Source organism: Mycobacterium mantenii, assembly GCF_010731775.1.
GTDB classification, from domain to species: Bacteria; Actinomycetota; Actinomycetes; order Mycobacteriales; family Mycobacteriaceae; genus Mycobacterium; species Mycobacterium mantenii.
In genome coordinates this window covers 1,864,968-1,890,004 of sequence record NZ_AP022590.1, presented here as the reverse complement: position 1 = coordinate 1,890,004, position 25,037 = coordinate 1,864,968, and the positions used below count along the sequence as shown (strand labels likewise).

General features: G+C 68.4%; 23 protein-coding genes and 1 pseudogene. 16 read left to right on the top strand and 8 right to left on the bottom strand.

Going from position 1 to position 25,037, the window contains the following annotated elements; all coding sequences use genetic code 11:
* Positions 1-53 precede the first annotated feature (53 nt).
* Complete coding sequence (locus G6N50_RS08465) at positions 54-413, top strand: HesB/IscA family protein (RefSeq protein WP_007770699.1); 360 nt, start codon at positions 54-56, stop codon at positions 411-413.
* A gap of 60 nt (positions 414-473) precedes the next feature.
* Here G6N50_RS08465 and G6N50_RS08460 read toward each other — a convergent pair whose 3' ends face one another.
* Positions 474-1,157 carry an Rv0361 family membrane protein gene (locus tag G6N50_RS08460; RefSeq protein ID WP_083099977.1) on the bottom strand — a complete coding sequence of 228 codons (684 nt, stop codon included), beginning with the start codon at positions 1,155-1,157 and terminating at the stop codon, positions 474-476.
* A gap of 184 nt (positions 1,158-1,341) precedes the next feature.
* Here G6N50_RS08460 and G6N50_RS08455 point away from each other — a divergent pair, with 184 nt between their 5' ends.
* Positions 1,342-2,316 (top strand): carbohydrate kinase family protein, encoded by a 975-nt coding sequence (locus tag G6N50_RS08455; RefSeq protein WP_083099978.1) that lies wholly within the window; start codon positions 1,342-1,344, stop codon positions 2,314-2,316.
* 125 nt (positions 2,317-2,441) lie between these two features.
* Here the strand turns inward: G6N50_RS08455 and asnB are convergent, their stop codons facing one another.
* Entirely contained in the window at positions 2,442-4,409 is a 1,968-nt protein-coding gene (asnB, locus tag G6N50_RS08450) for an asparagine synthase (glutamine-hydrolyzing) (protein WP_083099980.1), read from the bottom strand.
* Positions 4,410-4,565: 156 nt separating this feature from the next.
* On the opposite strand from asnB, the gene ctaC reads away from it, so the two are divergent.
* The 4 genes from ctaC (at position 4,566) to G6N50_RS08430 (ending at position 7,911) form a co-directional block, all read left to right on the top strand.
* Positions 4,566-5,675, top strand: a complete 1,110-nt coding sequence (gene ctaC / locus G6N50_RS08445) for an aa3-type cytochrome oxidase subunit II (protein ID WP_142275808.1) — start codon at positions 4,566-4,568, stop codon at positions 5,673-5,675.
* A gap of 13 nt (positions 5,676-5,688) precedes the next feature.
* Positions 5,689-6,108, top strand: a complete 420-nt coding sequence (locus G6N50_RS08440; RefSeq protein ID WP_067839087.1) for a cytochrome c oxidase subunit 4 — start codon at positions 5,689-5,691, stop codon at positions 6,106-6,108.
* Between the two features lie 187 nt (positions 6,109-6,295).
* Positions 6,296-7,252, top strand: a complete 957-nt coding sequence (locus G6N50_RS08435) for an MmpS family transport accessory protein (RefSeq protein WP_163650827.1) — start codon at positions 6,296-6,298, stop codon at positions 7,250-7,252.
* Positions 7,252-7,911 (top strand): DUF2561 family protein, encoded by a 660-nt coding sequence (locus G6N50_RS08430; RefSeq protein ID WP_083099749.1) that lies wholly within the window; start codon positions 7,252-7,254, stop codon positions 7,909-7,911. The genes G6N50_RS08435 and G6N50_RS08430 overlap by 1 nt, the downstream gene beginning before the upstream one ends.
* A 340-nt stretch (positions 7,912-8,251) precedes the next feature.
* On the opposite strand, the gene qcrB is transcribed toward G6N50_RS08430, so the two are convergent.
* From qcrB to ctaE, 4 genes are all read right to left on the bottom strand, one after another.
* Positions 8,252-9,940: a cytochrome bc1 complex cytochrome b subunit gene (gene qcrB / locus G6N50_RS08425; protein ID WP_083099751.1), complete on the bottom strand. Its 1,689-nt coding sequence runs from the start codon at positions 9,938-9,940 to the stop codon at positions 8,252-8,254.
* A complete protein-coding gene (gene qcrA / locus G6N50_RS08420; protein ID WP_083099752.1) occupies positions 9,937-11,163 on the bottom strand; it encodes a cytochrome bc1 complex Rieske iron-sulfur subunit in 1,227 nt (408 codons plus the stop codon). The genes qcrB and qcrA overlap by 4 nt, the downstream gene beginning before the upstream one ends.
* A gap of 100 nt (positions 11,164-11,263) precedes the next feature.
* On the bottom strand, positions 11,264-12,121 hold the full coding sequence (qcrC, locus tag G6N50_RS08415; protein ID WP_163650826.1) for a cytochrome bc1 complex diheme cytochrome c subunit: 858 nt from the start codon (positions 12,119-12,121) through the stop codon (positions 11,264-11,266).
* A gap of 40 nt (positions 12,122-12,161) precedes the next feature.
* The gene (gene ctaE, locus G6N50_RS08410) at positions 12,162-12,773 is read right to left on the bottom strand and encodes an aa3-type cytochrome oxidase subunit III (RefSeq protein ID WP_083099756.1); all 612 of its coding nucleotides are present in this window, start codon (positions 12,771-12,773) and stop codon (positions 12,162-12,164) included.
* 138 nt (positions 12,774-12,911) lie between these two features.
* Between ctaE and trpD the strand changes: the two genes are divergently transcribed.
* Complete coding sequence (trpD, locus tag G6N50_RS29280; protein WP_142275799.1) at positions 12,912-14,024, top strand: anthranilate phosphoribosyltransferase; 1,113 nt, start codon at positions 12,912-12,914, stop codon at positions 14,022-14,024.
* Here trpD and G6N50_RS08400 read toward each other — a convergent pair.
* A pseudogene (locus tag G6N50_RS08400) lies at positions 13,962-15,830 on the bottom strand (DEDD exonuclease domain-containing protein); the annotation flags it as partial. The gene trpD and the pseudogene G6N50_RS08400 sit on opposite strands and share 63 nt — an antisense overlap.
* Before the next feature lie 139 nt (positions 15,831-15,969).
* Between G6N50_RS08400 and G6N50_RS08395 the strand changes: the two are divergent.
* From G6N50_RS08395 to pimB, 4 genes are all read left to right on the top strand, one after another.
* Positions 15,970-16,224 carry a hypothetical protein gene (locus tag G6N50_RS08395; RefSeq protein WP_083099760.1) on the top strand — a complete coding sequence of 85 codons (255 nt, stop codon included), beginning with the start codon at positions 15,970-15,972 and terminating at the stop codon, positions 16,222-16,224.
* A 180-nt stretch (positions 16,225-16,404) separates the two neighbouring features.
* Positions 16,405-17,553, top strand: coding sequence for a peptidoglycan hydrolase RipC (gene ripC / locus G6N50_RS08390; protein ID WP_083099762.1), 1,149 nt, complete (start codon positions 16,405-16,407; stop codon positions 17,551-17,553).
* A 37-nt stretch (positions 17,554-17,590) separates the two neighbouring features.
* Positions 17,591-18,433 carry a hypothetical protein gene (locus G6N50_RS08385; RefSeq protein WP_232068972.1) on the top strand — a complete coding sequence of 281 codons (843 nt, stop codon included), beginning with the start codon at positions 17,591-17,593 and terminating at the stop codon, positions 18,431-18,433.
* Between the two features lie 63 nt (positions 18,434-18,496).
* Positions 18,497-19,627 (top strand): GDP-mannose-dependent alpha-(1-6)-phosphatidylinositol monomannoside mannosyltransferase, encoded by a 1,131-nt coding sequence (gene pimB / locus G6N50_RS08380; protein WP_083099763.1) that lies wholly within the window; start codon positions 18,497-18,499, stop codon positions 19,625-19,627.
* 6 nt (positions 19,628-19,633) lie between these two features.
* Here pimB and G6N50_RS08375 read toward each other — a convergent pair whose 3' ends face one another.
* Entirely contained in the window at positions 19,634-21,436 is a 1,803-nt protein-coding gene (locus G6N50_RS08375; RefSeq protein ID WP_083099765.1) for an AMP-dependent synthetase/ligase, read from the bottom strand.
* A 177-nt stretch (positions 21,437-21,613) separates the two neighbouring features.
* Here G6N50_RS08375 and G6N50_RS08370 point away from each other — a divergent pair, with 177 nt between their 5' ends.
* From G6N50_RS08370 to G6N50_RS08350, 5 genes are all read left to right on the top strand, one after another.
* Positions 21,614-22,003 (top strand): polyketide cyclase / dehydrase and lipid transport, encoded by a 390-nt coding sequence (locus tag G6N50_RS08370; protein ID WP_083099767.1) that lies wholly within the window; start codon positions 21,614-21,616, stop codon positions 22,001-22,003.
* Between the two features lie 102 nt (positions 22,004-22,105).
* The gene (locus G6N50_RS08365) at positions 22,106-22,543 is read left to right on the top strand and encodes an SRPBCC family protein (RefSeq protein ID WP_083099769.1); all 438 of its coding nucleotides are present in this window, start codon (positions 22,106-22,108) and stop codon (positions 22,541-22,543) included.
* A complete protein-coding gene (locus G6N50_RS08360) occupies positions 22,536-23,816 on the top strand; it encodes an ArsA family ATPase (RefSeq protein WP_197748071.1) in 1,281 nt (426 codons plus the stop codon). Before G6N50_RS08365 ends, G6N50_RS08360 begins: the two co-directional genes overlap by 8 nt.
* On the top strand, positions 23,813-24,208 hold the full coding sequence (locus G6N50_RS08355; protein ID WP_083099787.1) for a hypothetical protein: 396 nt from the start codon (positions 23,813-23,815) through the stop codon (positions 24,206-24,208). Before G6N50_RS08360 ends, G6N50_RS08355 begins: the two co-directional genes overlap by 4 nt.
* Positions 24,209-24,293: 85 nt before the next feature.
* Positions 24,294-25,022, top strand: coding sequence for a lysophospholipid acyltransferase family protein (locus tag G6N50_RS08350; RefSeq protein ID WP_083099772.1), 729 nt, complete (start codon positions 24,294-24,296; stop codon positions 25,020-25,022).
* Positions 25,023-25,037: the final 15 nt, after the last annotated feature.

Genomic DNA, 25,037 nt, shown 5'->3' with positions numbered 1-25,037 from the left:
GCGATATCGGGCTTGATCGGACCCACCCAACAATGAGGCATGTAGGAGAAGTAATGACGGTGCAAAACGAGTCGAACGCCACGACCACCCACGGCGTGATCCTGACCGAGGCCGCCGCCACCAAGGCAAAGTCCCTGCTGGACCAGGAGGGCCGCGACGACCTGGCGCTGCGCATCGCGGTGCAGCCGGGTGGGTGTGCCGGGCTGCGCTACAACCTTTTCTTCGACGACCGGGCGCTGGACGGCGACCTGACCGCGGAGTTCGGGGGTGTGAAGCTGACGGTGGACCGGATGAGTGCACCCTACGTCGAAGGCGCGTCCATCGATTTCGTGGACACCATCGAGAAGCAGGGCTTCACCATCGACAACCCCAACGCCACCGGCTCGTGCGCCTGCGGCGACTCATTCAACTGATCGGTTGATCCCGCTGACTCCGTCAGCCGGACCGCGTGGTCCCGGCTGGCGGAGTCCGTTTTAGTACGAGCCGCCGGTGCGCAGCACGTACGAGCAGACCATGATCTGTCCGCGCTGGAACAGCAGCTGTGCGATGCCCTGCACCTGCCCGTGCATCGGGCCCCCGCTCACCGGGGACACCCGCATGGTGAACAATGCCTGAGCCTGGTACTGCGACAGGTACACGATCTTGTCGATCGAGGTCAGCTCGACCTCGGAGAACTGCTTGCGGAATGCGTCGCTGCTGAGCTTGGCCAGCGCCCGGTCGGACCGCTTGTCCTGGACACCGTCATAGAGGCCGCACAGCGCGTTGCGGGCGATCTCGTCGATGTCGCGGTGCTCGAGCGCGTCGAGATACCGCTGAATGGCCGTCGTGGCCGCGCCCTCGGAGAACGTGGCGCCGGTATTGGCCCCGTTGGTGCGCACCCCGTACACGATGGCGACCGTCATCACCGCGACCAGCGCGATGGCCAGCAGGAGTCCGACGATCAGCCGCCGCTTCGAGCGTTGCGGCGGGTAGGGGACCGGCGCGGGGGGCTGCCCGGCATAATTGGCTGGAGCAGGTCCTGCCTGCGGAACCGGGGCGAAGCCGGTGTTCGGGTCATCGGGAAACTCGAGTGGCTGGGATTCCCTCGGGGGTTCGTGTCCGCTCGGTCCCCCGCTGCCGCCGCCGACGATGTGGTTCGGCGGGTGCGGACCTTCCATTCGTGGTTCTCCTACGGTGGTAGACGGGACTGCGAGCGGGTGGCGGCCCGAGCAATGTGATCCCGGCGACTTGGGTGAGTTCCCTAGGGAGGCTAGCGCACGGCCTCGCGCCAACCGTGCACACAGCGACGGCCGAGACCGGTGAGTAAGCTAGATAACCTTACTAACGAAGGATGGAGTTTTCGTGACGATCGCGGTGACAGGTTCGATTGCGACCGACAATCTGATGAGGTTCCCCGGCCGGTTCTCCGAGCACCTGCTGGCCGAGCACCTGCAGAAGGTGTCCCTGAGCTTTCTGGTAGACGACCTGGTGATTCACCGCGGCGGCGTGGCCGGCAACATCGCCTTCGCCATCGGGGTGCTGGGCGGCGACGTGGCGCTGGTCGGCGCGGCCGGCGACGACTTCGCCGAATACCGCGAATGGCTGCAGTCCCACGGCGTCAACTGCGACAACGTCCTGATCTCGGAGACCGCGCACACCGCGCGGTTCACCTGCACCACCGACGAGGACATGGCCCAGATCGCGTCGTTCTATCCCGGCGCCATGTCGGAGGCCCGCAACATCAAGCTGGCCGACGTCGTGTCGTCGGTGGGCAACCCGGACCTGGTGATCATCGGCGCCAACGACCCGGACGCGATGGTGGTGCACACCGAGGAGTGCCGCAAGCTCGGCTTGCCGTTCGCCGCCGACCCGTCCCAGCAGTTGCCCCGCCTGTCCGGCGCGGAGATCGACAAGCTCGTCGAGGGCGCCGCCTACCTGTTCACCAACGAATACGAGTGGGAGCTGCTGCTCAACAAGACCGGCTGGTCCGAGGCCGACGTACAGCAGAAGGTCGGCCTGCGGGTGACCACGCTGGGACCCAAGGGCGTCGACATCGTCGAGCGCGACGGAACCACCACCCACGTCGGCGTGGTGCCCGAGACCAGCCAGACCGACCCCACCGGCGTGGGCGACGCCTTCCGGGCCGGTTTCCTCACCGGCCGCAGCGCCGGGCTGAACCTCGAGCGTTCGGCTCAGCTGGGCTCGCTGGTCGCCGTGCTGGTGCTGGAGTCCACCGGGACCCAGGAGTGGGACTGGAACCGCGAGACCGCGGTGAGCCGGTTGGCCGGCGCCTATGGCGACGACGCGGCCAACGAGATCGCCGCGGTGCTGGCCTGATTCGCACAATTGATTCAATTCGCGGTGGCGCCACGAGAGTGAACTGACGGCGTCGAGTGTGAGCTGAGGGCGGCGACACGCCGAAAGTCACCGCCCAGGGTTCACACTCGAAGCCCTCAGTCCCTTTACAGCTGCACTGGGTAGTGCGGCTCGCCGATCTGCGGCACCACGCTGTGCTCGACGAAGATCGCGTGCCAGAGCATGAAGATCAGCAGCGTCCACAGTCGGCGGCTGTGATCGCTGGCGCCGTTGCGGTGCTCGTCGAGCATCCGCCGGACGGCGGCCAGGTCGACGAGGTGACCGGCCTGCGACTCCTGCGACGAATCCACCAGCTCGTAGGCCCACTCCAGCAGCTCGCCGGCGCGCAGCCAGTGCCGGATCGGGACCGGGAACCCGAGCTTGGGCCGGTGCAGCACGTGCGCCGGGACGATCGGCTCCAGCGCACGCCGCAGCGCGTACTTGGTGGTGGTGCGGGTGATCTTGGCCTCGACGGGTAGCCGGGAGGCGACGGCGAACACCTCGGGATCCAAAAACGGCACCCGAAGTTCCAGCGAGTTGGCCATGGTCATCTTGTCGGCCTTGACCAGGATGTCGCCGCGTAGCCAGGTGAACAGGTCGATGTGCTGCATGCGGGCCACCGGATCCCAGCCGGCCGATTCGGCGTATACGGCCGCGGTGACGTCGGTGTGGGTCCATTCCTCGCGAAAGCCGGGCAGCACGTCGCGCAGCTGCGCGTCGGAGAAACTGCGGGCGTTGCCGTAGTAACGCTCCTCGAGCGTCAGCGAGCCGCGGTGTAGCAGGCTCTTGCCGCGCATGCCCTCCGGCAGCGGCTTGGACATCTTGCCCATCGACCGGCGCAGCGGGCGCGGCAGATAGTCGAAGGGCTTCAGCGACAACGGCTCCCGGTAAATCGTGTAGCCGCCGAACAACTCGTCGGCACCTTCGCCGGACAGCACGACCTTGACGTGCTTGCGGGCTTCACGGGCGACGAAGAACAGCGGCACCAGCGCGGGGTCGGCGACGGGCTCGTCGAGGTACCAGACGATCTCGGGCAGGGCGGCGACGAACTCGTCGGGTGTGACCACCTTGGCGATGTGGCGGGCGCCGATCGCCTCGGCCGAGGCCACCGCGACGTCGATCTCGGAGAACCCCTCCCGCTCGAAGCCGGTGGTGAACGTGATCAGCCGGGGGTTGTGCCGGATGGCCAGCGCCGCGATGGCGGTGGAGTCGATGCCCCCGGACAGAAACGCCCCGACGGTGACGTCGGCGCGCATGTGCTTGGCCACCGAGTCCTCGAGCACCGCGGTGATCTCGTCGTAGCGGGCCCGCTCGGTGTCGCGGGTGATCGGCACCGCGGCAAAGCGCGGCACGAAATACCGGGTGACCTCCGGTTTCAGGCGGTCGGGACGGATCCGGGCGTAGCAGCCCGATTCCAGCCGGCGCACCCCGCGGTGCAGCGTCTCGGGCTCGGGCACGTACTGCAGGACGGTGTAGTGCTGCACGGCGCGCTCGTCGATCGCGGTGTCGAATCCGACCAGCTCAGCCAGGTCCAGCAGGCACTTTTTCTCGCTGGCCACCGCGGTGCCGCCGGTGCCGGTCGCCATGAACAGCGGCTTGATGCCGAAAGGGTCACGGGCGCAGAACAATTCGCGGGTGACTGTGTCCCACAGCGCGAACGCGAACATGCCGCGCAGCCGCGTCAAGGCGTCGGTGCCCCAGTAGTGATAGCCGGCGACGACGGCCTCGCCGTCACCGTCGGTGGAGAAGACGGCGCCATGCCGGGTGGCCAGTTCGTCGCGCAGCTCGAGGTAGTTGTAGATCTCGCCGTTGAACACCAGCACGTAGCGGTCGGGCGCCTCGGGCGGGCCCCAGCGCAGCGGCTGGTGCGAATGCGCGATGTCGATGATGGATAGCCGATTGAAGCCGAAAACGACGGAGCCGTCGGTGTCCGGGTCCACCCAGGTCCCCGGCTCGTCGGGCCCGCGGTGGCGCATCGAATGCGACGCGCGCGCGATCGCACTGTCGGCGCGGGCGGCGGCCGCTTCTTTATCCGTGCCCTCCGGGGCGGCGACGAACGCCAGCAGACCACACACGGCGCCCCAGTATGCCGCACTTCGCGGGTGCGCGTGGATGCCGCATCCGGCACGTCGCGCTCGGCCGGGCGCACCGGCGGGCCGGGGTTTCGTCGCCGGGCTCAGGCACGTGGTCTACGCTGCGTAGTATTCGATATCCGAGCAGGAGGCGCTAACGTGACCCCTCGCGAGCAGGACCGTTCGCAACGTTTGTCGCAGGGCAGGTTTCGGCGCCGTTCCGGGGGCTCTGGGCGCCAAGGGAAGGGTCTTTCCCGTCGTCTTCGGCCCTTCGCGCTGGCCATGACGTTGGGTGTGCTGGCGTTGTTCCTGAGCGGATGCAGCAGCTGGGCGGACGCGCTGGCCCTGGGCTGGCCGCGGGGCATCACTCCGGAGGCCCACCTCAACCGGGAACTGTGGATCGGCGCGGTGATCGCGTCGCTGGTCGTCGGCATCATCGTGTATGGCTTGATCTTCTGGGCGTCGGCCTTTCACCGCAAGAAGGCGACCGACACCGAGCTGCCCCGGCAGTTCGGCTACAACATGCCGCTGGAGCTGGTGCTCACGGTGACGCCGTTCCTCATCATCTCGGTGCTGTTCTACTTCACCGTGGTGGTGCAGGAGAAGATGCTGCACCTGGCAAAGGACCCCGAGGTAGTGATCGACGTCACGGCCTTCCAGTGGAACTGGAAGTTCGGCTACCAGCGCGTCGCCTTCAAGGACGGCACGCTGACCTACGACGGGTCGGACCCGGCGCGAAAGAAGGCGATGCTGTCCAAGCCGGAGGGCAAGGACGCCCACGGTGAGGAGCGCGTCGGCCCCGTCCGCGGGTTCAACACCTCGGACCGGCAGTACCTGAACTTCGACAAGGTCGAGACGCTGGGATCCAGCAGCGAAATCCCGGTGCTGGTGTTGCCGACCGGCAAGCGCATCGAATTCGACCTGGCTTCCGCGGACGTGATTCACACGTTCTGGGTGCCGGAGTTCCTGTTCAAGCGCGACGTGATCCCCAACGCCGACGCGAACAACTCGGTGCACGTCTTCCAGACCGAGGAGATCCAGACGCCTGGTGCGTTCGTGGGTCACTGCGCCGAATTCTGCGGCACGTACCACTCGATGATGAACTTCGAGGTTCGGGTGGTGGCGCCCAACGACTTCAAGGCCTACCTGCAGCAGCGGATGGACGGTAAGAGCAACGCCGAGGCATTGCAGGCGATCGGGCAGCCCCCGCTCGCGGTGACCACTCACCCGTTCGATACCAAGCGCGGTCAATTGGCCGGAAGCCAGTAGGGTAGGACACCAAATGCATATCGAAGCCAGGCTATTCGAATTCATTGCCGCGTTTTTCATTGTGGTTGCGGTGCTCTACGCGGTGCTGACCGCGATCTTCGCCACCGGAGGTGTGGAGTGGGCCGGCACCACCGCACTGGTGCTGACCGGTGGCCTGGCGTTGATCACGGCGACGTTTTTCCGGTTTGTGGCGCGGCGGCTGGACACCCGGCCCGAGGACTACGAGGGCGCTGAGATCAGCGACGGAGCAGGCGAATTGGGCTTCTTCAGCCCGCACAGCTGGTGGCCGATTCTGGTCGCGTTGTCGGGCTCGGTGACCGCGGTGGGCATCGCGTTGTGGCTGCCGTGGCTGATCGTCGCTGGGGTGATGTTCATCCTGACGTCGGTGGCCGGACTGGTCTTCGAGTATTACATCGGTCCCGAGAAGCACTAATTCGCGGCATAAAGGTCACAATCAGATCACGTGATTGGTGGGCCGTTCGCCACGACGGCTTTGCCCCTTTGGGGTTCGGTAGTGTTCTGCCCAGGCAAACGAGAAGTTTCCCAGCGCGCCCGCAATTGAGTGATCGCGGAGTCTTGTGCGCAGGTGAGGCAGTCGAACAGGGTAGGCAAAGGCAGAGATGAGCGGGTCGAGACCCCCGGGATGGGATCCTGACGAACCCGACCATGCCGACCCGACCAGCCACGAACCGGATTCCGGCGGCGCGCCGGACCGCGACCTGGAATCCAACGCCGCAGCCGACGTCGAGGGCGAGCCGGAACCCTTCGAGGACAGCGCCGAACTGGCCGCGGCGGACCGGGCCGATGAGACGGACGCATACTCGCGCGCCTACTCGGCCCCGGAGTCCGAACACTTCACCAGCGGCCCCTACATGCCGGCCGATCTGCGGCTCTACGACTACGACGAATTCGACGAGTTATCCGATGCCGACGACGAACACCGGACTGCACGCTGGCCGTGGGTGGTGGGTGTGGCCGCCATCGTGGCCGCGATCGCGCTCGTCGTCTCGGTGTCACTGCTGTTCGCGCGGACCGACACCACCAAGCTTGCCAACCCCGGAACCACCACCGCCGCGTCCACGCCGCCGATGCAGGACGAGATCACGACCACCAAACCGCCACCTCCACCGCCTCCACCGCCGCCCCCGTCGACGACCGAGCCACCGCCCCCACCACCACCAACGGAGACCCAGACTGTGACGGTGACGCCTTCCCCGCCACCGCCGCCCCCGCCCGCCCCGGCTCCAGCGCCGCCGCCGGCGACCTCCACGGCGGCCGCGCCCCCGCCGCCCACGACGCCGGCGGGTCCGCGCCAGGTCACTTATTCGGTGACCGGCACCAAGGCTCCGGGCGACATCATTTCGGTGACCTACGTCGACGCGTCCGGCCGGCGCCGCACGCAGCACAACGTGTACATCCCCTGGTCGATGACCGTCACTCCGATCTCGCAATCCGACGTGGGCTCGGTGGAGGCATCTAGCCTGTTCCGGGTCAGCAGGCTCAATTGCTCGATCACGACCAGCGATGGAACCGTGCTTTCGTCGAACAGCAACGACTCACCGCAGACGAGCTGCTGATGGTCAGCAGGTATTCGGCGTATCGGCGCGGGGTGGGCGGCGACGACACTATCGCACCCGAAGTCATCGACCGCATCCTGATCGGGGCGTGCGCCGCCATCTATCTGGTGCTGCTGGGTGTCAGCGTGGCGGCCGCGGTCGCCCTGGCGGATCTGGGCAGGGGCTTTCACAAGGCGGCCAGCAGCCCGCACACCACCTGGGTGCTGTACGCCGTCATCATCGTCTCGGCGCTGATCATCGCGGGCGCGATCCCCATCCTGTTGCGGGCCCGCCGGATGTCCCAGTCCGAGCCGGCCGCTTCGGCGATGACCGCGCCGGCGCGCGGACCGTCCAGGCCGTCGGTGCGGCTGGGGAGCGGCGCTTTGCGCACCGGGACCGAGCGGACGCAGCAGACCACGGTGCAGACGGCGGCGCCGGCGTCGGATGGCGAGTGGTCGGGCGAGGCGGTGGACCGAGTCTGGTTGCGCGGCACCGTGATACTGACCGGCACCATGGGGGCGGCGCTGATCGCGGTCGCGACGGCGACCTACCTGATGGCGATCGGTCACGATGGCGCGTCGTGGGTCGGATATGGCTTCGCCGGCGTCATTACCGGGGCCATGCCGGTGGTGGAGTGGCTGCACATCCGCCAGCTGCGCCGCGTCCTCGCCGAGCAATAGTCGCCGCCGAACAGGGCCGGCAGGCGCGTCCGGCCCGTGGGGGAGGGCGGCCGCCCCGCGACGCTGCCGGCCCGCGACACCTCGACCACGCGAGCCCGCGAGCCCGCGAGCCCGTGACGCTGTCGGCCCGCGAACCCGCATTGCGGGGATGACTGGCCGCCGTTGAGGTTTCGCGGCGCTGGCGCCGACACGTGAACCACGCACACGACACGCCGTGGCTTACGTCTCGCGGTCATGCCCGCCCGGTGCGCCCAGCAACGTAACCCGGAGCGGTGCCGTGGATTACCGGCTGTGCGTCGCCCGCGTAAGCGCGGGCGGCGTCGTCGCCTAACTCTGCGAGCTAGTGCTCGCCGCCCTCGCCGTTGGTCGACCCGTTGAGGCTGTCCTGGTGTTCGCGCAGTGCAGTCAGGGCGCGCTGCTCAGAGCCGTGCGCCGCCTCCCGCAATGCCGCGTCCTCGGACGCCGGATCGGCGAACAGGAAGCTACCGCTACCCGGCGATCCGGCCGAGCCCAGCTTGTTCATCTTGTTGGGCAGCGGCGCACCCTGGTAGGCGAGTGGCAGCGGGTGGCCGTGGTCGTCGACCGGGCCCAGCGGCTGATGCAGTTCGATGTAGGCGCCGTGCGGCAGCCGCTTGATGATGCCGGTCTCGATGCCGTGCTCGAGCACCGCGCGGTCGCTGCGCTGCAGTCCGATGCACCACCGATAGGTGATGAAGTAGACCACCGGTGGAACGATCACCATGCCGATGCGCCCGATCCACGTCGTCGCGTTGAGCGAGATGTCGAACTTGTACGCGATGATGTCGTTCATCGCACACAGCGTCAGCAGCATGTAGAACGCGATCGCCATCGCACCGATCGACGTGCGCACCGGCACGTCGCGCGGCCGCTGCAGCAGGTTGTGGTGGGCGTAGTCGCCGCTGAACCGCTTCTCCAGGAACGGGTAGACGATCAGCAGACCGAACACTCCACCCATGATCAGCGCCACCCAGACCACCGCCGGGATGGTGTGATGCCAGAAGTAGAACTCCCACGGCGGCCAGATGCGGGCCAAGCCTTCCGTCCACATCATGTAGAAGTCCGGCTGCGAGCCGGCAGAGACGTGAGATGGCTTGTAGGGGCCCAGGTTCCAGATCGGGTTGATCTGCAGCAGACCACCCAGCAGGCCCAGCACACCGACGATCGCGGCGAAGAACGCGCCGGACTTGACCGCGAACACCGGCATCACTCGCACGCCGACCACGTTGTGCTCGGTGCGGCCGGGGCCGGGGAACTGGGTGTGCTTCTGGAACCACACCATGGCCAGGTGCAGCCCGATCAGCGCCAGGATGATCCCGGGTAGCAGCAGGATGTGCAGGGCGTACATCCGCGGGATGATGTAACCCGCTGTGGCGCATTCACTTCCGACGCCACCGCAGGGGAAGTCACCGCCGAACAGCGCCCAGTGCAGCCAGGTGCCGATCACCGGCATGCCCAAGGTGATCGAGGACAGTGCGGCGCGCAACCCGATGCCGGACAGCAGGTCGTCGGGCAGCGAGTAACCGAAGTAGCCCTCGAACATGGCCAGGATCAGCAGCAGCGAACCGATGACCCAGTTGGCCTCGCGCGGTCGCCGGAAGGCGCCGGTGAAGAAGATGCGGGCCAGGTGGACCATGATCGACGCGGAGAAGATCAGCGCGGCCCAGTGGTGGACCTGACGCACGAACAGGCCGCCACGGACCTCGAAGGAGATGTCGAGGGTCGACGCGAAGGCCTTCGACATGTCCACGCCGCGCAGCGGCTGGTAGGCGCCGTTGTAGGTGATTTCGCCCATGGACGGGTCGAAGAACAGCGTCAGGTACACGCCGGTGAGCAGCAGCACGATGAAGCTGTACATCGCGATCTCACCCAGCAGGAACGACCAGTGGGTGGGGAACACCTTGTTCAGCTGTCTGCGGACCGCGGCCGACGGGTGATAGCGCGTATCGATGTCCTCGCCCTGGCGGGCCAGGACATCGCCGATCTTCGGGGGACTCAATTTCGGACTCATGTTGTCGTCCTCTCCCAGAATGCCGGTCCGACGGGCTCGACGAAGTCACCGTTGGCGACCAGATACCCGTTGGTGTCGATGGTGATCGGCAGTTGCGCCAACGCACGCGCGGCCGGTCCGAAAATCGGCTTGGCGAAGTGCAGCGCGTCGAACTGCGACTGGTGGCAGGGGCACAAGATTCGGTAGGACTGCTCCTCGTACAGCGAGGCGGGGCAACCCAGGTGCGAGCAGACCTTGGTGTAGGCGAAGAACTCGCCGAAGTTGAAGCTCTCCTGACCCTGTCGCTTGACCACGCGGTTCATGTCGGTGGGCCGAACTCGGATGAGCATCACCGGGTTTCGCACGCCCTGGTTGATGGCCCGCAGCTTTTCCTGCGACTCCGGGGTGGTGCCGTCGCCGTCGGACTCGCGCCACGGGAAGACGGTCTCCATGCCGCCGGCGTCGAGGTCCTCGGGGCGCATCTTGACGAACGGGGAGGTGGAGGCCGAGCCGGTGGCGCGCGCCAGATAGATGGTCTCGCCGTGGTAGCGCGGGGTCCACCCGGACGTCCACAGCACGGCCTTCTTGCCGTCGGCGGTGGGCACGACCGGCTTCCACGGGTTCTTGATCAGCCCGCCGGCAAACGCGACCAGGGTGGACAGGCCGAACGCGCCCAGCCCCATTCCCAGCGACAGGCCGATCAGCTTGCGCCGCCCGACGGTCGAACCCTGATACGCGTCGGCCAGGTTGGCCACCACCGTCTTGCGGTCGACGTCGCGCGAGGCGCCGTCGTGGCGGTCCTGGATCGAAATCTCTTCGGGGATAAAGCGTTTCTGGTACAGGATGACGCCGATCCCGATCGACAGGATCGCCATCCCGAAGGTCAGGCCGTACAGCGGGGTGGTCAGGTCGTACAGGATGCTTCCGCGGGCCTCCTTGGGCTTGTACTCCCACGGCCAGAACAGGAAGATCAGCAGCAGGGCCAGCCCGAAGAAGCCGCCCAGCAAAAGCCAGAGAGCGACGCCGCGTTCGGCGCGCTTCTCGGCTTTGGTGCCCTCGATCGGCCAGCGGGGTTCCTTGAACACCGTTTCGACGCCGTCGAGCCTGCCGCCCAGCGCCACCAGTTCCTGCTGCGACATGGCGGCCAGCGCCGCGTCGTTGGGCTCCCGCTCGCCTGCGCCGTGCGGGTTCCCCTCGGTGTCAGAGCCGCGAACGTCTCCCTTACCACCCACGGCGTCGCTCATTTTGCGCTGCTCCTCCTCATCGCTTCGCTCTGCATCGTCGCGGCTGGCTCGTTTGCGCCGCTCCTCCTCATCGCTTCGCTCTGCATCGTCTCGGCGCGGCTCATGCTCGTGCCCCAATCCACAGTGCCAGCCCGATGGCGGCGACCATCCCGATGATCCAGGCGGCCATGCCCTCGGGTGCGGGCCCGAATCCGCCCAGGCCGTAGCCGCCCGGCTGGCGCTCCTCGGTGACGGCCTTGATGTAGCCGATGATGTCCTTCTTGGCTTCGAAGGACAGCTGGCGGTCGGAGAACTTCGGCATGTTCTGCGGGCCGGTCCGCATGGCCGCCAGGATCTGCTGCTCGTTGGCGGGCTCGAGGTCCGGCGCGTACTTACCCGACGACAGCGCGCCGCCCTTGCCGGTGAAGTTGTGGCAGGAAGAGCAGTTCAGCCGGAACAGGTCGCCGCCGCGGCCCAGGTCCTCGCCGCGCAGCGAGCGCATCGCCAGGCTGCCGTCCGGGTTGCGCACCGTGGTGGGGCCGCCGCCGTTGGCCTGGACATAGGCACCCAGGGCGTCGACCTGTGCCTCGTCGAAGATCGGTTCCTTGCGCGGTGCCTGGGCCTCGCCGGTCATCGCGGGCATCCGGCCGGTCGACACCTGGAAGTAGACGGCTTCTTCGCCGACACCGATCAGGCTCGGCCCGCGGTCGGGAACACCCTGCAGGTTGGCGCCGTGGCAGGACACGCAGGACGTGTCGAACAGCTGCTTGCCGGTGCGCAGCAGCGCCGAGTTCGACTCGTCGGCGACGGCCACCTGGGGCCGCGGGGTCAGGATGGCGGCGAGACCGCCGGCGATGGTCAGCGCGATCAGCAGCAGCAGGCCACCGGACAGCCGGCGGCGCAGCCGCCGCCGCGACCGGTCGCGCTGCCCCTTAGGCGGCTTGGCCGCACCGGGTCGGGTCGATCCCAGTTTCTTCAACCGAGCACTCCTATTCCTTCTCGTATTCGGAGCCGCCGGCTCAACGGATGAAATAGATCACGGCGAACAGCGCGATCCACACGATGTCGACGAAATGCCAGTAGTACGAGACGACGATGCTGGCCGTCGCCTGCGCCGGGGTGAACTTGCTCATCGCGGTGCGGGCCAGCAGGAAGATGAAGGCGATCAGGCCGCCGGTGACGTGCAGACCGTGGAACCCGGTCGCCAGGTAGAACACGCTGCCGTAGGCGCTTCCGGGGATGGTCGTCCCGTGCGTCGCCAGGTGGAAGTACTCGTAGCCCTGGCCGCAAACGAAGAACAGGCCCATCAGGAAGGTCAGCACGTACCAGCGGCGCAGCCCGAACACGTCGCCACGCTCGGCCGCGAACACCCCCATCTGGCAGGTGAACGACGACGCGATCAGCACCAAGGTGACCGGCACGGCCTGGTAGAGGTTCAGCTCGGTCGGCGGCGGCGGCCACTTGCCGCCCGATTGGGCGCGAGCGGTGAAGTACATCGCGAAGAGGCCAGCAAAGAACATCAGCTCGCTGGAAAGCCAAACGATGGTGCCGACGCTGACCATGTTGGGTCGGTTCAGCGAATGCACCCGCGACGTAATTGCAGTACCCGAAGTCCCGGCAGCGCTGGTCACATCCGCAAGTATGACGCTTTGTAGTTGTTGAACTCCACCCGGGGCGGCATTTGATGTCTGGCGCGTCGCGCTCGTGGGCGCGGCGGGCAGCTCGCGGCACGGTTGGGGCAGCTGTGGTCGCCGTGGGACTATCGGCGCGTGGCTTTGTCATCTGGGGCTTCGCCGTCCGGCGCTTCGCCGTCCGGGGCTTCGGCGTCCGGCGCGTCCACGACATCGTGGCCGCGGGTCCTGTCTCGCCTGACGGGTGGTCAGGACCTGACGCGCGGGCAGGCCGCCTGGGCCATGGACCAGATCATGGCCGGCGCCGCGACGCCGGCCCAGATCGCGGCCTTCGCGGTGGCGCTGCAGGTGAAGGGTCCGACGTCGGCCGAAGTCATCGAGCTGGCCGAGGTCATGCTCGACCACGCGTTGCTGATGCCAGCCGGCGCCGTCCGCGACGACACCGTCGACATCGTCGGCACCGGCGGCGACGGCGTCAACACCGTGAACCTGTCCACGATGGCCGCGATCGTGGTCGCGGCCGCGGGTGTGCCGGTGGTCAAGCACGGCAACCGGGCGGCCTCGTCGTTGTCCGGCGGGGCCGACACGCTCGAGGCGCTCGGGATTCGGATCGACCTCGGGCCCGAAGAGGTCGCACGCAGCCTCGTCGAGGTCGGCATCGGGTTCTGCTTCGCGCCGCTGTTCCACCCGTCCTACCGGCATACGTCCGCGGTGCGCCGCGAGATAGGCGTGCCGACGGTGTTCAATCTGCTTGGGCCGCTTACTAATCCGGCCAGGCCGCGGGCCGGGTTGATCGGCTGCGCGTTCGCGGACCTCGCCGAGGTGATGGCGGGCGTGTTCGCCGCCCGCCGGTCCAGTGTGCTGGTGGTGCACGGCGACGACGGGCTCGACGAGTTGACGACGACCACCACCAGCACGATCTGGCGGGTGCAGGCCGGGACCGTGGACAGGCTGACGTTCGATCCGGCCGGATTCGGTTTTCCTCGAGCCGATCTCGACGACTTGTTGGGCGGCGACGCGCAGGCCAACGCGGCGGAGGTGCGTGCGGTTTTGGCCGGCGGCAAGGGCCCGGTGCGCGACGCCGTCGTCCTGAATGCCGCCGGGGCGATCGTCGCCCACGCCGGTTTATCCAGTCGCGCTGAATGGTTGCCGGCGTGGGAGGACGGGTTGGCGCGCGCCTGCGCGGCCATCGATTCCGGTGCGGCCGAACACCTGCTCGCGCGATGGGTGCGGTTCGGCCAGCAGATCTGATTCCCGCAGCGCCTGCGCCGAGAGCTGTTCCGCGGCCAGTCGTGCCGAGCGCGCCGAGGCGGCCCACGCCGACCAGGCGCCCGCCGAGCGCAGTGGGGAAGCCCATCCCTCTTCCGACTCGGTCGTGACCCGAACGATGCGCACCCCGGGCGTCGTCAACCACCGCGTGATCAGCGCGGTTTCCTCGACGAGCGCGCCGCCCAGCGGTGCCGGTGTGGGCAGGATCGCTTGTGCCCCAGCAACAATCGCGTCGACAACCGGCATCGGCGGCACCCCGCGCCGGGCGCGGCCGGCCGCCGCGAGCTGGCCGTGGCGGATGACGGCCAGGTGATAACCACCCTCGCCGTCGGGTGCGGCGGCGATCAGCTCGGGCAGCGTGACCAGGGCGCGCAGCCGCTGGCCGCGCCACAGCGTGTCGACCGCGGTGACGGTGCGGTCACGCAGGCGCGCGGCGCTCTCGAAGTGGTGCCGCTCGGCGAGCGCGCCGACCTGGTCCACGGCCGACCTCAGCGCGCTGCTGTCGACGCCGTCGACCAACGCCGCGACCCGCGCCACGGCGCCGGCGTACTGGGTGGCGGTGACGCCGCGCGCGGCCGGGCACGGCGACACCTCCGCCTCGGCGCACAGCGGCCCGTGCAGCGCCGAGCGGCCCAGCCGGTTGGTGCAGGTTCGCAGTCCGGTGAACCGGGCCAGCAGGGCGGCCGTGTCGGCGGCGTCGGCGCGGGCGCGGAACGGGCCGACGGCACGGTCGTGCCGCGGCGCCCGCACCACCGCCAGCCTCGGGAACGCCTCCTCGGTCAGCGCCACCCACCACCAGCGCTGCGGGAACCTGGACCGCCGGTTGTACGGCGGGGCGTGCGCCGCCAGCAGCCGCAGCTCGCGCACGCCGGCCTCCAGCGCGTGGGCGCACTCGACGTGGTCGACCGCGTCGGCCAGCGCGACCATCTCCTTCATGCGGCCCCGGGGGTCGGCGCCGGTGAAGTACTGGCCGACCCGGCGGCGCAGGTCGACGGCGGTGCCGATGTAGAGCACCTCGCCCGACGGCCCGCGGAAGAGATACACCCCCGGCCCCCGCGGCAGGCCCTCGGCGAGCACCCGCTTGCGGCGTTGCGTGGGGGTGACGTCAGGTAGGTAGGCGCGCAGGTCGGCGTAGGTGTGCACGCCCTGGTTGCCCACTCGTTCGATGAGGGCGTGCAACACGTCGACGGTGGCGCGCGCATCGTCCAGGGCGCGGTGGGTGGGCTGGGTGGCGACGGCGAACAGCCGCGCCAGCGACGCCAGCCGCACGCTGGGGGCTTCCTCGCGGCTGAGTACCCGGCGGGCCAGCCGGACGGTGCACAGCACTTGCGGTCGCGGCCAACGGATTTCGCAATGCTCGGCGGCGGCTTTCAGGAATCCGATGTCGAAGCCGGCGTTGTGGGCGACCAGCACCGCGTCGCCGGCGAACTCCAGGAACATCGGCAGCACCGCATCGATGGTCGGCGCGTCGCAGACCATTGCGGTGGTGATGCCGGTCAGCTGCACGATCTGGGGCGGGATGCTGCGCTGGGGATCCACCAGGGTGGCGAACTCGCCGAGCACCACGCCGCCGCGCACCTTGACAGCCCCGATTTCGGTGATGGCGTCGGGCACGGTTCCCTCGGTGCTCTTGGTGCGCCCGCCGGTGGTCTCCAGGTCGACCACGACGAAGGTGGTTTCCCGCAGGGAGAGCTCGTCGGGCGTGAACGGCGACCCCACGTCCGCGAAGCTCAGCTGAGTCGCACCCCGGGAAGCCACGGCGGTGACGTTAAGCGCGACGACCGACATCCGCGCAGCTCCCACGCCGGGCGCGGGGCCGGAATGCGTCGAACGGATACGTGTCGGTGCCCGCGGTTACCGTTCGGGCAGTCCGGCGTGATGTTCGCCTACCAAGCCTGCCGGAGCCAGAGCGAGAGGACCGATCCCGATGGCACCAAAAACTGGACCCACCAACCTCGGCATGACGCCGCCGGAGCCGGGGACGCCGGTGGTGATCGACTGCGACGATTGCGCGGTGCGCGGTCCCGGCTGCCGCGACTGCGTCGTCAGCGTGATACTCGGGGTCCCGGATACTTTAATGCAGGACGAGCGGGCGGCATTGGAGGTTCTCGCCGAGGTGGGCTTGGCGCCGCGACTTCGCCTCGTCCCGATTCGTCGGGATCGGGGATCTGGTGTAGCCTAATTGCCTTGTCCCACAAAGGTCCTCGGGCCACGCGAAACGATTCACATAGAAATGACAGGATTCTTTCTAATTTCTTAACCGCTCGCTTTGGACAAATGCCGATATCGTTTCGTAACCTGTTTGAGACCTAAACCAGCTCGACGACAATTTTTCGTCGATGGCCGTTTAAGGAAGCAAATCTTGAGGCTTGACTCTAGGTACCCGGTTGCGCGTGTCCTCACACGTTCGGCCATAGGGGCACTAGCTGGCTTCGCAATCTTCTCCGGCGTCATGACCGCCCCCGCGTGGGCCGACCCGGCCGAAGACGCCACGGCAAAACTTCACGAACTGTCCCGCCAGGCCGAGCAGACCACCGAGGCGATGCACAGCGCCCAGCTCGATCTGAACGACAAGCTGGCCGCGCAGCGCGCCGCGGACAAGAAGCACAACGACGACCAGGCCGCGGTCGATGCGGCCAAGGCGCACCTGGCGTCGTTTCAAGACTCGGTCAACAAGCTGGCCGCCGCAACCTACATGGGTGGGCGCGTCGACGGCATGGAAGCCATCCTGACCGCCGGCTCACCGCAGGGCCTGATCGACAAGCTGGCCGTGCAGCGGGTGATGGCCACGCAGATGGCCAGCCAGATGAAGAGCTACCGGATCGCCGGGGACCAGGCCGTCAAGGCCGAGCGGGAGTCCGCCAAGTCCGCCGCCGACGCCAAGAGCGCCGCCGAGCAGGCGGCCGCTGTCCGGGCAAGCCTGCAGTCCAAGCAGAGCCAGCTGCAGGTGCAGATCGCGGTCGTCAAGTCGGAGTACCTCTCGTTGACCGCCGATCAGCGCACCGCGCTGGCCAATCCGGCACCCGCGGCCGCGCCGGCCCCTGGTGCCCCGGCGCCAGACGCGGCACCCCCGGGCGCGGCTCCCGGGCAGGCCCCGGGCGAGGCTCCGCCCGCCGGTGGCATGCCCGGCATGCCAGGCTCGATCCCCGGCGGGGTCGGCGGCGGTGACCGCGCGACCGTCGTGCAGGCCGCACTGACCCAGGTCGGTTCGCCCTACGTGTGGGGCGGCGCCGCGCCCGGCGGATTCGACTGCTCGGGCCTGGTGATGTGGGCGTTCCAGCAGGCCGGGATCTCGCTGCCGCACTCCAGCCAGGCGCTGGCCCACGGTGGCCAGCCCGTTTCGCTCGGGGATCTGCAGCCAGGCGACGTGCTGACCTTCTACTCCGACGCATCGCATACCGGCATCTACATCGGTGACGGCATGATGATCCACTCCTCCACCTACGGCGTGCCGGTACGGGTGGTGCCGATGGGCTCCGGTGGCCCGATCTACGACGCCCGCCGTTACTAGAGACCCTCGACCGCGGCGCCGGTGGCTCCCCCCGATACTGCTGGCCTGGGTATTCGTCGTCGAGCTGCTGGTGGCCGCGGCCGTACCGTTCGATGCCGTGCGCGAAAGCCGGATCCGGCCCGCCCAGCTGGTCACGCCCGCCCGCAGCCAGATCAGTGCGTCGACGAAGTCGATCGCCGTCGGCGACCGCACCGTCCGGCTGCTGGGCCTCGGCGGCCCGGCCAGTGACCGGTTGCTGTCCCGGGTGGCGTCGGGCATGGGCGCGGCGATCGCCGCGGTGGAGTCGTTCTGGGGCGCCGACTGGTCCCGCGAGATCTCGGTGGTTGCGGCCGGCACCGACGAGGAATTTCGCGCCGCCGCCGGCGGCGGGCCGGCGTCCCAGTGGGCCGATATCGCGGCCGTGACGGTCGTCGACCATGTCGATCCCGTTCGCCGGGTTGCCGTTGGCCAGCGGATTGTGTTCGCACCGGGCGCGGCCTACATGAGCGCCGCATCATTGCGAATCGTGTTGGCCCACGAGCTTTTTCACTACGCCGCGCGTGCCGACACCGTCGCGGATGCACCGCGCTGGCTCAGCGAGGGGGTCGCCGACTTCGTGGGCCGCCCACCGGCGCCGGTGCCCGCCGACGCGTTGCTTCCCGTGACGCTGCCCACCGACAGCGACCTGGACGTGCCGGGTGAGCAGCGCTCGTTGGCCTATGACCGCGCCTGGTGGTTCGCGCGGTTCGTGGCCGAGGACTACGGACCGCCGAAACTGCGGGACCTATATCTGGCCACCTGCGGCATCAGGCACACCGACATGGCCACCGCCAGCCAGGACATACTGGGCACCAGCCCGGCGGGCCTGCTCACGCGCTGGCATCAGTGGCTGACCCACTAGCGCCGGGTCGCGGGCTCCGACCGTGTGCACGGTCTGCACTGTCGCCAGGCTAGCCTGACGCAGGTGAGTCGGGTCCTGCTGGTAACCAACGACTTTCCGCCCCGACCGGGCGGCATCCAGTCGTACCTCGGTGAGTTCGTCGACCGGCTCGTCGACGCCGGGTCGCATTCGGTGACGGTGTACGCGCCGCAGTGGAAGGGCGCCGAGGCTTACGACGAGGCCGCCTGCTACCGGGTGGTGCGCCACCCGGGCACGCTGATGTTGCCCGGACCCGCGGTCGACACCCGGATGCGGCGGCTGATCGGCGAGCTCGGCATCGACACCGTCTGGTTCGGCGCGGCCGCCCCGCTGGCGCTGCTGGCCCAGCGGGCCCGCGGGGCCGGGGCGAGCCGGGTGGTGGCCAGCACGCACGGCCACGAGGTCGGCTGGTCGATGCTTCCGGTCGCGCGCTCGGTGCTGCGCCGCATCGGCGACGACACCGACGTCGTCACGTTCGTCAGCCGCTATACCCGGTCCCGCTTCGCGCCGGCCTTCGGCCCCAAGGCCTCGCTGGAATACCTGCCGTCCGGGGTGGACACCGACCGGTTCCGGCCCGATCCGGCGGCCCGGGCCGAACTGCGTCACCGCTACGGGCTGGGGGAGCGGCCCACCGTGGTGTGCGTGTCCCGGCTGGTGCCGCGCAAAGGCCAGGACATGCTGATCAAGGCGCTCCCGTCGATCCGGCGACGAGTCCCCGGCGCCGCCCTGGTGATCGTCGGCGGTGGCCCCTACGCCGACCCGCTGCGCGTACTGGCCCGCGACTGCGGGGTGGCCGACGACGTGACGTTCACCGGCGGGGTACCGGCCGCCGAGTTGCCCACGCATCACGCGCTGGCCGACGTGTTCGCGATGCCGTGCCGCACCCGCGGCGCCGGGCTGGATGTCGAGGGGCTGGGCATCGTATTCCTCGAGGCGTCGGCGACCGGCGTGCCGGTCATCGCCGGAAATTCCGGGGGAGCGCCAGAAACGGTGCAGCACAACAAAACCGGGCTGGTCGTAAATGGCCGCGAGGTGGACCAGATCGCCGACGCCGTCACCGAATTGCTGACCGATCGCGACCGGGCCGCGGCGATGGGCGCGGCCGGGCGCGACTGGGTGACGGCCCAGTGGCGCTGGGACACCCTGGCGCAACGGTTGGGGACGCTGCTCGGCTGAGCGGCGCTACTCAGACTGGTAGATGGCCTCGATGTCGGAGGCGAACTTCTCGGCCACCACGTTGCGCTTGACCTTCATCGTCGGCGTCAGTTCACCGGTGTCCTCGGTGAAGTCGACCGGCAAGATGCGGAACTTGCGGATCGACTCCGCGTGCGACACCGCCTGATTGGCGTCCTTGATGGCCGCGTCCACCTCGGCGACCAGGTCGGGATCGGTGGCCAGATCGCCCACCGACGCGCCGGCCCCCTTCTGGTTGCGCTGCTTCCAGCCGTCGAACGCTTCCGGGTCGATGGTGATCAACGCGCCGATGAACGGCTTGTTGTCCCCGACCACCATCGCCTGACTGATCAACGGGTGGGCCCGCAGCCGGTCCTCCAGGACGGCCGGCGCGACATTCTTGCCGCCCGCGGTGACGATGATCTCCTTCTTGCGCCCGGTGATCTTCAGGAAGCCGTCTTCGTCGAGCACGCCCAGATCGCCGGTCTTGAACCAGCCGTCGGTGAAGGCGTCGCTGGTGGCCTGCTCGTTGCGCCAGTAGCCGCTGAACACGACGCCGCCGCGCACCAGCAGTTCGCCGTCGTCGGCGATGCGCATGCTGTTGCCGGGCACCAACGTTCCGACGGTCCCGATCTTGACGTTGCCGACCTGGTTGACGGTGATCGCCGAGCTGGTCTCGGTGAGGCCGTAGCCCTCGTGAATGGTCAGGCCCACGCCGCGGTAGAAGTGCCCCAGCCGCGAGCCCAGCGGCGCGCCGCCGGACACGGCCGCGTGGCAGTTTCCGCCCAGCGCGGCGCGGAGTTTGGTGTACACCAGCCGGTCGAACAGGGCATGCTTGGCGCGCAGTGCGAGCCCGCGGCGGCCGCGGTCCTGCGCCTCGCTCCAGTCGACGGCGGTCTGCACGGCCGCTGCGAAGATCTTGCCCTTGCCGTCGTTCGCGGCGTTCTGCTCGGCCGTGTTGTAAACCTTCTCGAACACCCGCGGGACCGACACCACCACCGTCGGTTTGAACACGGCGAACAGCGGCACCAGGTTCTTGATGTCGCTGGTGAATCCGACGGTGACCTTGTTGGCGAACGCGGACAGCGTCAGAGAGCGCGCCAGCACGTGCGCCAACGGCAGGAAAACCAGCAGCCGCTGACCCTCGTCGAGCAGTGTCGGCAGGCTTTCCTTGGCGCCGCGGGTCTCGTACAGCAGATTCGAGTGCGTCAGCTGGCAGCCCTTGGGCCGGCCGGTGGTGCCCGAGGTGTAGATGAGCGTCGCCGGATCCTCGGCCCGCAGCGCCTCGAGGCGGGCGGTCAGCTCGGCCGGTTCCACCTCTGCGCCGGCCTCCACCAGCTGGTCGAGCCCCTTGGGGCCCGAACCGTCGATGTGCAGCACGCGGCGCAGCGACGGCAGTTCGGCGGTCAGCTCGGTGACCATCGCCGCGTGCTCGTCGGTCTCGGCGAACGCCAGCACCGCCTCGGAGTCCTGCAGCACCCAGCGCACCTGCTCGGCCGACGACGTCTCATAGATGGGCACGGTGACCGCGCCGACCGCCAGGATCGCCAGGTCGAGGATCGCCCACTCGTAGCGGGTGGCCGAGAAGATGGACACCCGGTCACCGGCCTGCACGCCCAGGGAGATCAAACCGAGTGCGGCCGAGCGGATCTGGTGAGCCGCCTCTGCACAGGTGACGTCGGTCCACTCGCCGTCGACTTGACGTTGGTAGATGACGAAGTCGGCGTCATCGCGCTCGTGTTCGAAGACCATCGCCGCGATGTTGTCGTGTTCGCCGACGGTGAAGCGGGCGGGGACGCTGTACTCACGCACTCTTATGACCTCGATTTGACCTCGTGGAGATTCCCGGGAGCGGGTTGCTGTTGACCAGCCTAATCCGCGCGTTGACCCAGCCCCGCCGGAGTCGGTCGGGCCGGGGCGGCGATTGCCCGCGCGACGAGCGGCCCGCCCTGAGCGGGGTGCCGCCGGCCGGTGTGTGAAGCTGTGGTCATGAACAGCATCCAGATCGCGGATGAGACGTTTGTCGCCGCCGACGGCGCCCGGGTGAGCGCCGCGGTTGCCGATCAGTCGAGCTGGCGCCGCTGGTGGCCTGACCTGCGGCTGCAGGTCGTCGAGGATCGCAGGGAGAAGGGCATCCGGTGGTCGGTCACCGGCGCGCTGACCGGCACCATGGAGATCTGGCTGGAACCGTCGCTGGACGGCGTCGTGCTGCACTACTTCCTGCACGCCGAGCCGACCGGGGTGGCGGCCTGGCAGCTGGCCAAGCTGAACTTGGCAAAGATGACGCACCGCCGTCGGGTGGCGGGAAAGAAAATGGCCTTCGAGGTCAAGACGACACTGGAACGTTCACGTCCGGTCGGAGTTTCTCCGGTAGTTTAGCCGGGTCAGGTCCGCGCGGGGAGTACCGTGTCGGACCGGGACTTGCGGGGTCCCCCACATCAGAGGGGTCGATCCGTTCGCAGGAGAGAGGGCAGCAACCAGGTGGCGGAGAAGACGACGCAAACCATCTACATCGAAGCCGACCCGGACACCGTGATGCAGGTGATCGCGGATATCGATTCCTATCCGCAGTGGATCTCGGAGTACAAGGAAGCCGAGGTTCAGGAGAAGGACGCCGACGGCTACCCCAAAGTGGCGCGGATCGTCCTGGACGCCACGGTGCTCAAGGACACGATGGTGATGTCCTACGAGTGGCCCAAAGATCGCCAGTCGGTGAGCTGGACGCTGGTGTCGAGCTCACTGCTGCGTTCCCTTGAAGGCTCATATCGGTTGGCGGCCAAGGGATCTGGCACCGAAGTCACCTACGAACTCTCCGTTGACCTGGCCATGCCGATGATCGGCCTGCTCAAGCGCAAGGCCGAGCGCCGGCTGACCGACACCGCGTTGAAGGATCTCAAGAAACGAGTCGAGGCTGAGTGAGTCCACTGAATTCCGAGCGCCCGCCCCGGCCCGGATCAGCCTTTTCGTCGGCAAAGGCGGGGTAGGGAAATCCACCCTGGCTTGCGCCACCGCCGTCGGTGCGGCAAGCGCCGGGCAGCGGGTGCTTGTGGTCTCCACCGATCAGGCGCATTCGCTGGGTGACGTCCTCGGCGTTCCCGTTTCGCCGAGTCAGGGCGAGCGGGTGCGGGTGTTCGCCGACCTCGAAACCGGCCACGCGGAGGCCGGCGGCGGGTTTCTCGACGCCCTGGCATTGGACACTCTGGCCCTGCTTGAGGCCCGGTGGCATGACGTCGTCGCGACACTGGACCGGCGCTTTCCCGACTCGGAGCTGAGTACCATTGCGCCCGAGGAGCTTTCGGCTCTACCGGGGGTTCAGGAAGTGCTCGGCCTGCACGCCGTCGGCGAGCTGTCCCGCTCCGGGGAGTGGGACAGCGTGGTGGTCGACTGCGCGTCGACCGCCGATGCCCTGCGGATGTTGACGTTGCCCGCCACCTTTGGGCTGTATGTCGAGCGGGCGTGGCCGCGGCACCGCCGGCTGTCGGTGACCGCCGACGACGCACGGTCGGCGGCGGTGGTCGCGCTGCTCGAGCGGATCAGCTCTCATGTGGAGTCGCTTGGCGCGCTGCTCACCGACGGTGATCTGGTCGGTGCGCACCTGGTGCTGACCCCCGAGCGGGTAGTCGCGGCCGAGGCGGCCCGAACGCTGGGGTCGCTCGCCCTGATGGGGGTGCGCGTCAAGGAGCTGATCGTGAACCAGGTTCTGCTGCAAGACGACTCGTATGAGTATCGCAACTTGCCCGAGCACCCCGCCTTCTACTGGTACACCGAGCGCATCGCCGAGCAGCAAACCGTGCTCGACGAGCTCGACGCCACCATCGGTGAGGTGGCGCTGGTGATGACCCCGCACCTGTCCGGCGAGCCGATCGGCCCCAAGGCGCTGAGCGGGCTGCTCGACGCCGCGCGTCGTCGGGGCGGCACGGCGCCGCCGGGACCGCTGCGGCCCACCGTGGACCTCGAATCCGGGACGGGACTAGGGTCCATCTACCGAATGCGGCTAGCGTTGCCGCAACTCGATCCGTCGGCACTGACGTTGGGCCGCGTCGACGACGATCTGATCATTAGCGCCGGGGGACTGCGGCGCAGGGTTAGGTTGGCGTCGGTACTTCGGCGGTGCACGGTGCTGGACGCACATCTGCGGGGTAGCGAGCTGACGGTGCGTTTTCGACCAGATCCGGAGGTGTGGCCGAAGTGAGTGGGGCTCATTCCGACATCGGTCCGGAACTGCGCAGGCTCGCCCAGACGATCCTGGACGGCATAGACCCCGCGGTGCGCGCGGCGGCGGCGCTAACGGCCGGCGCGGGGGTCGGCACCGGCAAGTGCCAACAGGTCTGGTGCCCGGTGTGCGCGCTGGCCGCGTTGGCGACCGGCGACCAGCACCCCTTGCTGACCGCGATCGCCGACCACAGCATCGCCCTGCTCGAGGTGGTTCGGAGCATCCTCAACGACGTCGACCGCTCCGCCGACCCGACACCGGAGCCGCCGCCGGACGGCCCGCCCGGCGGCGGACCGGGCGCGCCGGCCGACGCCAAGGACCCGCCGCCGCGGACCCGTTATCAGTCCATCCCGGTCACGCTCGAGGAGTGAGCGCGCCGCGTCGCAGGTGGTCCCTTCGGGTGGGGATGGGTACAGTTGGCGCAGAACATCAGCGGTATAGCCGAGAGGGAGGGCCATGTGGTACTGGCTATTCAAGTACGTGCTCCTCGGCCCGCTGCTGTCGCTGCTGGGACGCCCGAAAGTTGAAGGCCTAGAACATGTTCCGAATTCGGGACCGGTGATCCTGGCCAGCAACCACCTGGCGGTGATGGACAGCTTCTACCTTCCGCTGGTGGTGCGGCGCCGAATCACGTTCCTGGCCAAGTCGGAATATTTCACCGGCACCGGCCTGAAGGGCTGGTTCCAGCGGTGGTTCTTCACCGCCGTCGGCCAGGTGCCGATCGACCGCACCGACGCCGACAGCGCCCAAGCCGCGCTGAACACCGCGCAGCAGGTGCTGGGCCAGGGCAAGGTGCTGGGCATGTATCCCGAGGGCACGCGGTCGCCGGACGGCCGGCTGTACAAGGGCAAGACGGGCCTGGCGCGGTTGGCCCTGGAGACCGGAGTCCCGGTGATCCCGGTCGCGATGATCGGCACCAACGTCGTCAACCCGCCCGGGACGAACATGCTGCGCTTCGGCCGGGTCACCGTCCGCTTCGGCAAGCCGATGGACTTCTCCCGGTTCGACGGGATGGCCGGCAATCGCTTCATCGAACGCGCCGTCATCGACGAAGTGGTCTACGAGCTGATGGGGCTGTCCGGCCAGGAATACGTCGACATTTATGCGGCGAGCCTGAAAAAGGGCGGTGACGACGCGGCGGCCAACGGCGAGGCCGCGCGGATCCCCGAGACGGCCGCCGGCTAGCCGAGACGGTTGCGG

Coding starts and splice junctions, on each gene's coding strand:
- G6N50_RS08465 (WP_007770699.1), top strand. CDS start 54: ATGACGGTGCAAAACGAGTCGAACGCCACGACCACCCACGGCGTGATC.
- G6N50_RS08460 (WP_083099977.1), bottom strand. CDS start 1,157: ATGGAAGGTCCGCACCCGCCGAACCACATCGTCGGCGGCGGCAGCGGG.
- G6N50_RS08440 (WP_067839087.1), top strand. CDS start 5,689: ATGCATATCGAAGCCAGGCTATTCGAATTCATTGCCGCGTTTTTCATT.
- G6N50_RS08435 (WP_163650827.1), top strand. CDS start 6,296: ATGAGCGGGTCGAGACCCCCGGGATGGGATCCTGACGAACCCGACCAT.
- G6N50_RS08430 (WP_083099749.1), top strand. CDS start 7,252: ATGGTCAGCAGGTATTCGGCGTATCGGCGCGGGGTGGGCGGCGACGAC.
- qcrB (WP_083099751.1), bottom strand. CDS start 9,940: ATGAGTCCGAAATTGAGTCCCCCGAAGATCGGCGATGTCCTGGCCCGC.
- qcrA (WP_083099752.1), bottom strand. CDS start 11,163: ATGAGCGACGCCGTGGGTGGTAAGGGAGACGTTCGCGGCTCTGACACC.
- G6N50_RS08395 (WP_083099760.1), top strand. CDS start 15,970: ATGGCACCAAAAACTGGACCCACCAACCTCGGCATGACGCCGCCGGAG.
- G6N50_RS08370 (WP_083099767.1), top strand. CDS start 21,614: ATGAACAGCATCCAGATCGCGGATGAGACGTTTGTCGCCGCCGACGGC.
- G6N50_RS08350 (WP_083099772.1), top strand. CDS start 24,294: ATGTGGTACTGGCTATTCAAGTACGTGCTCCTCGGCCCGCTGCTGTCG.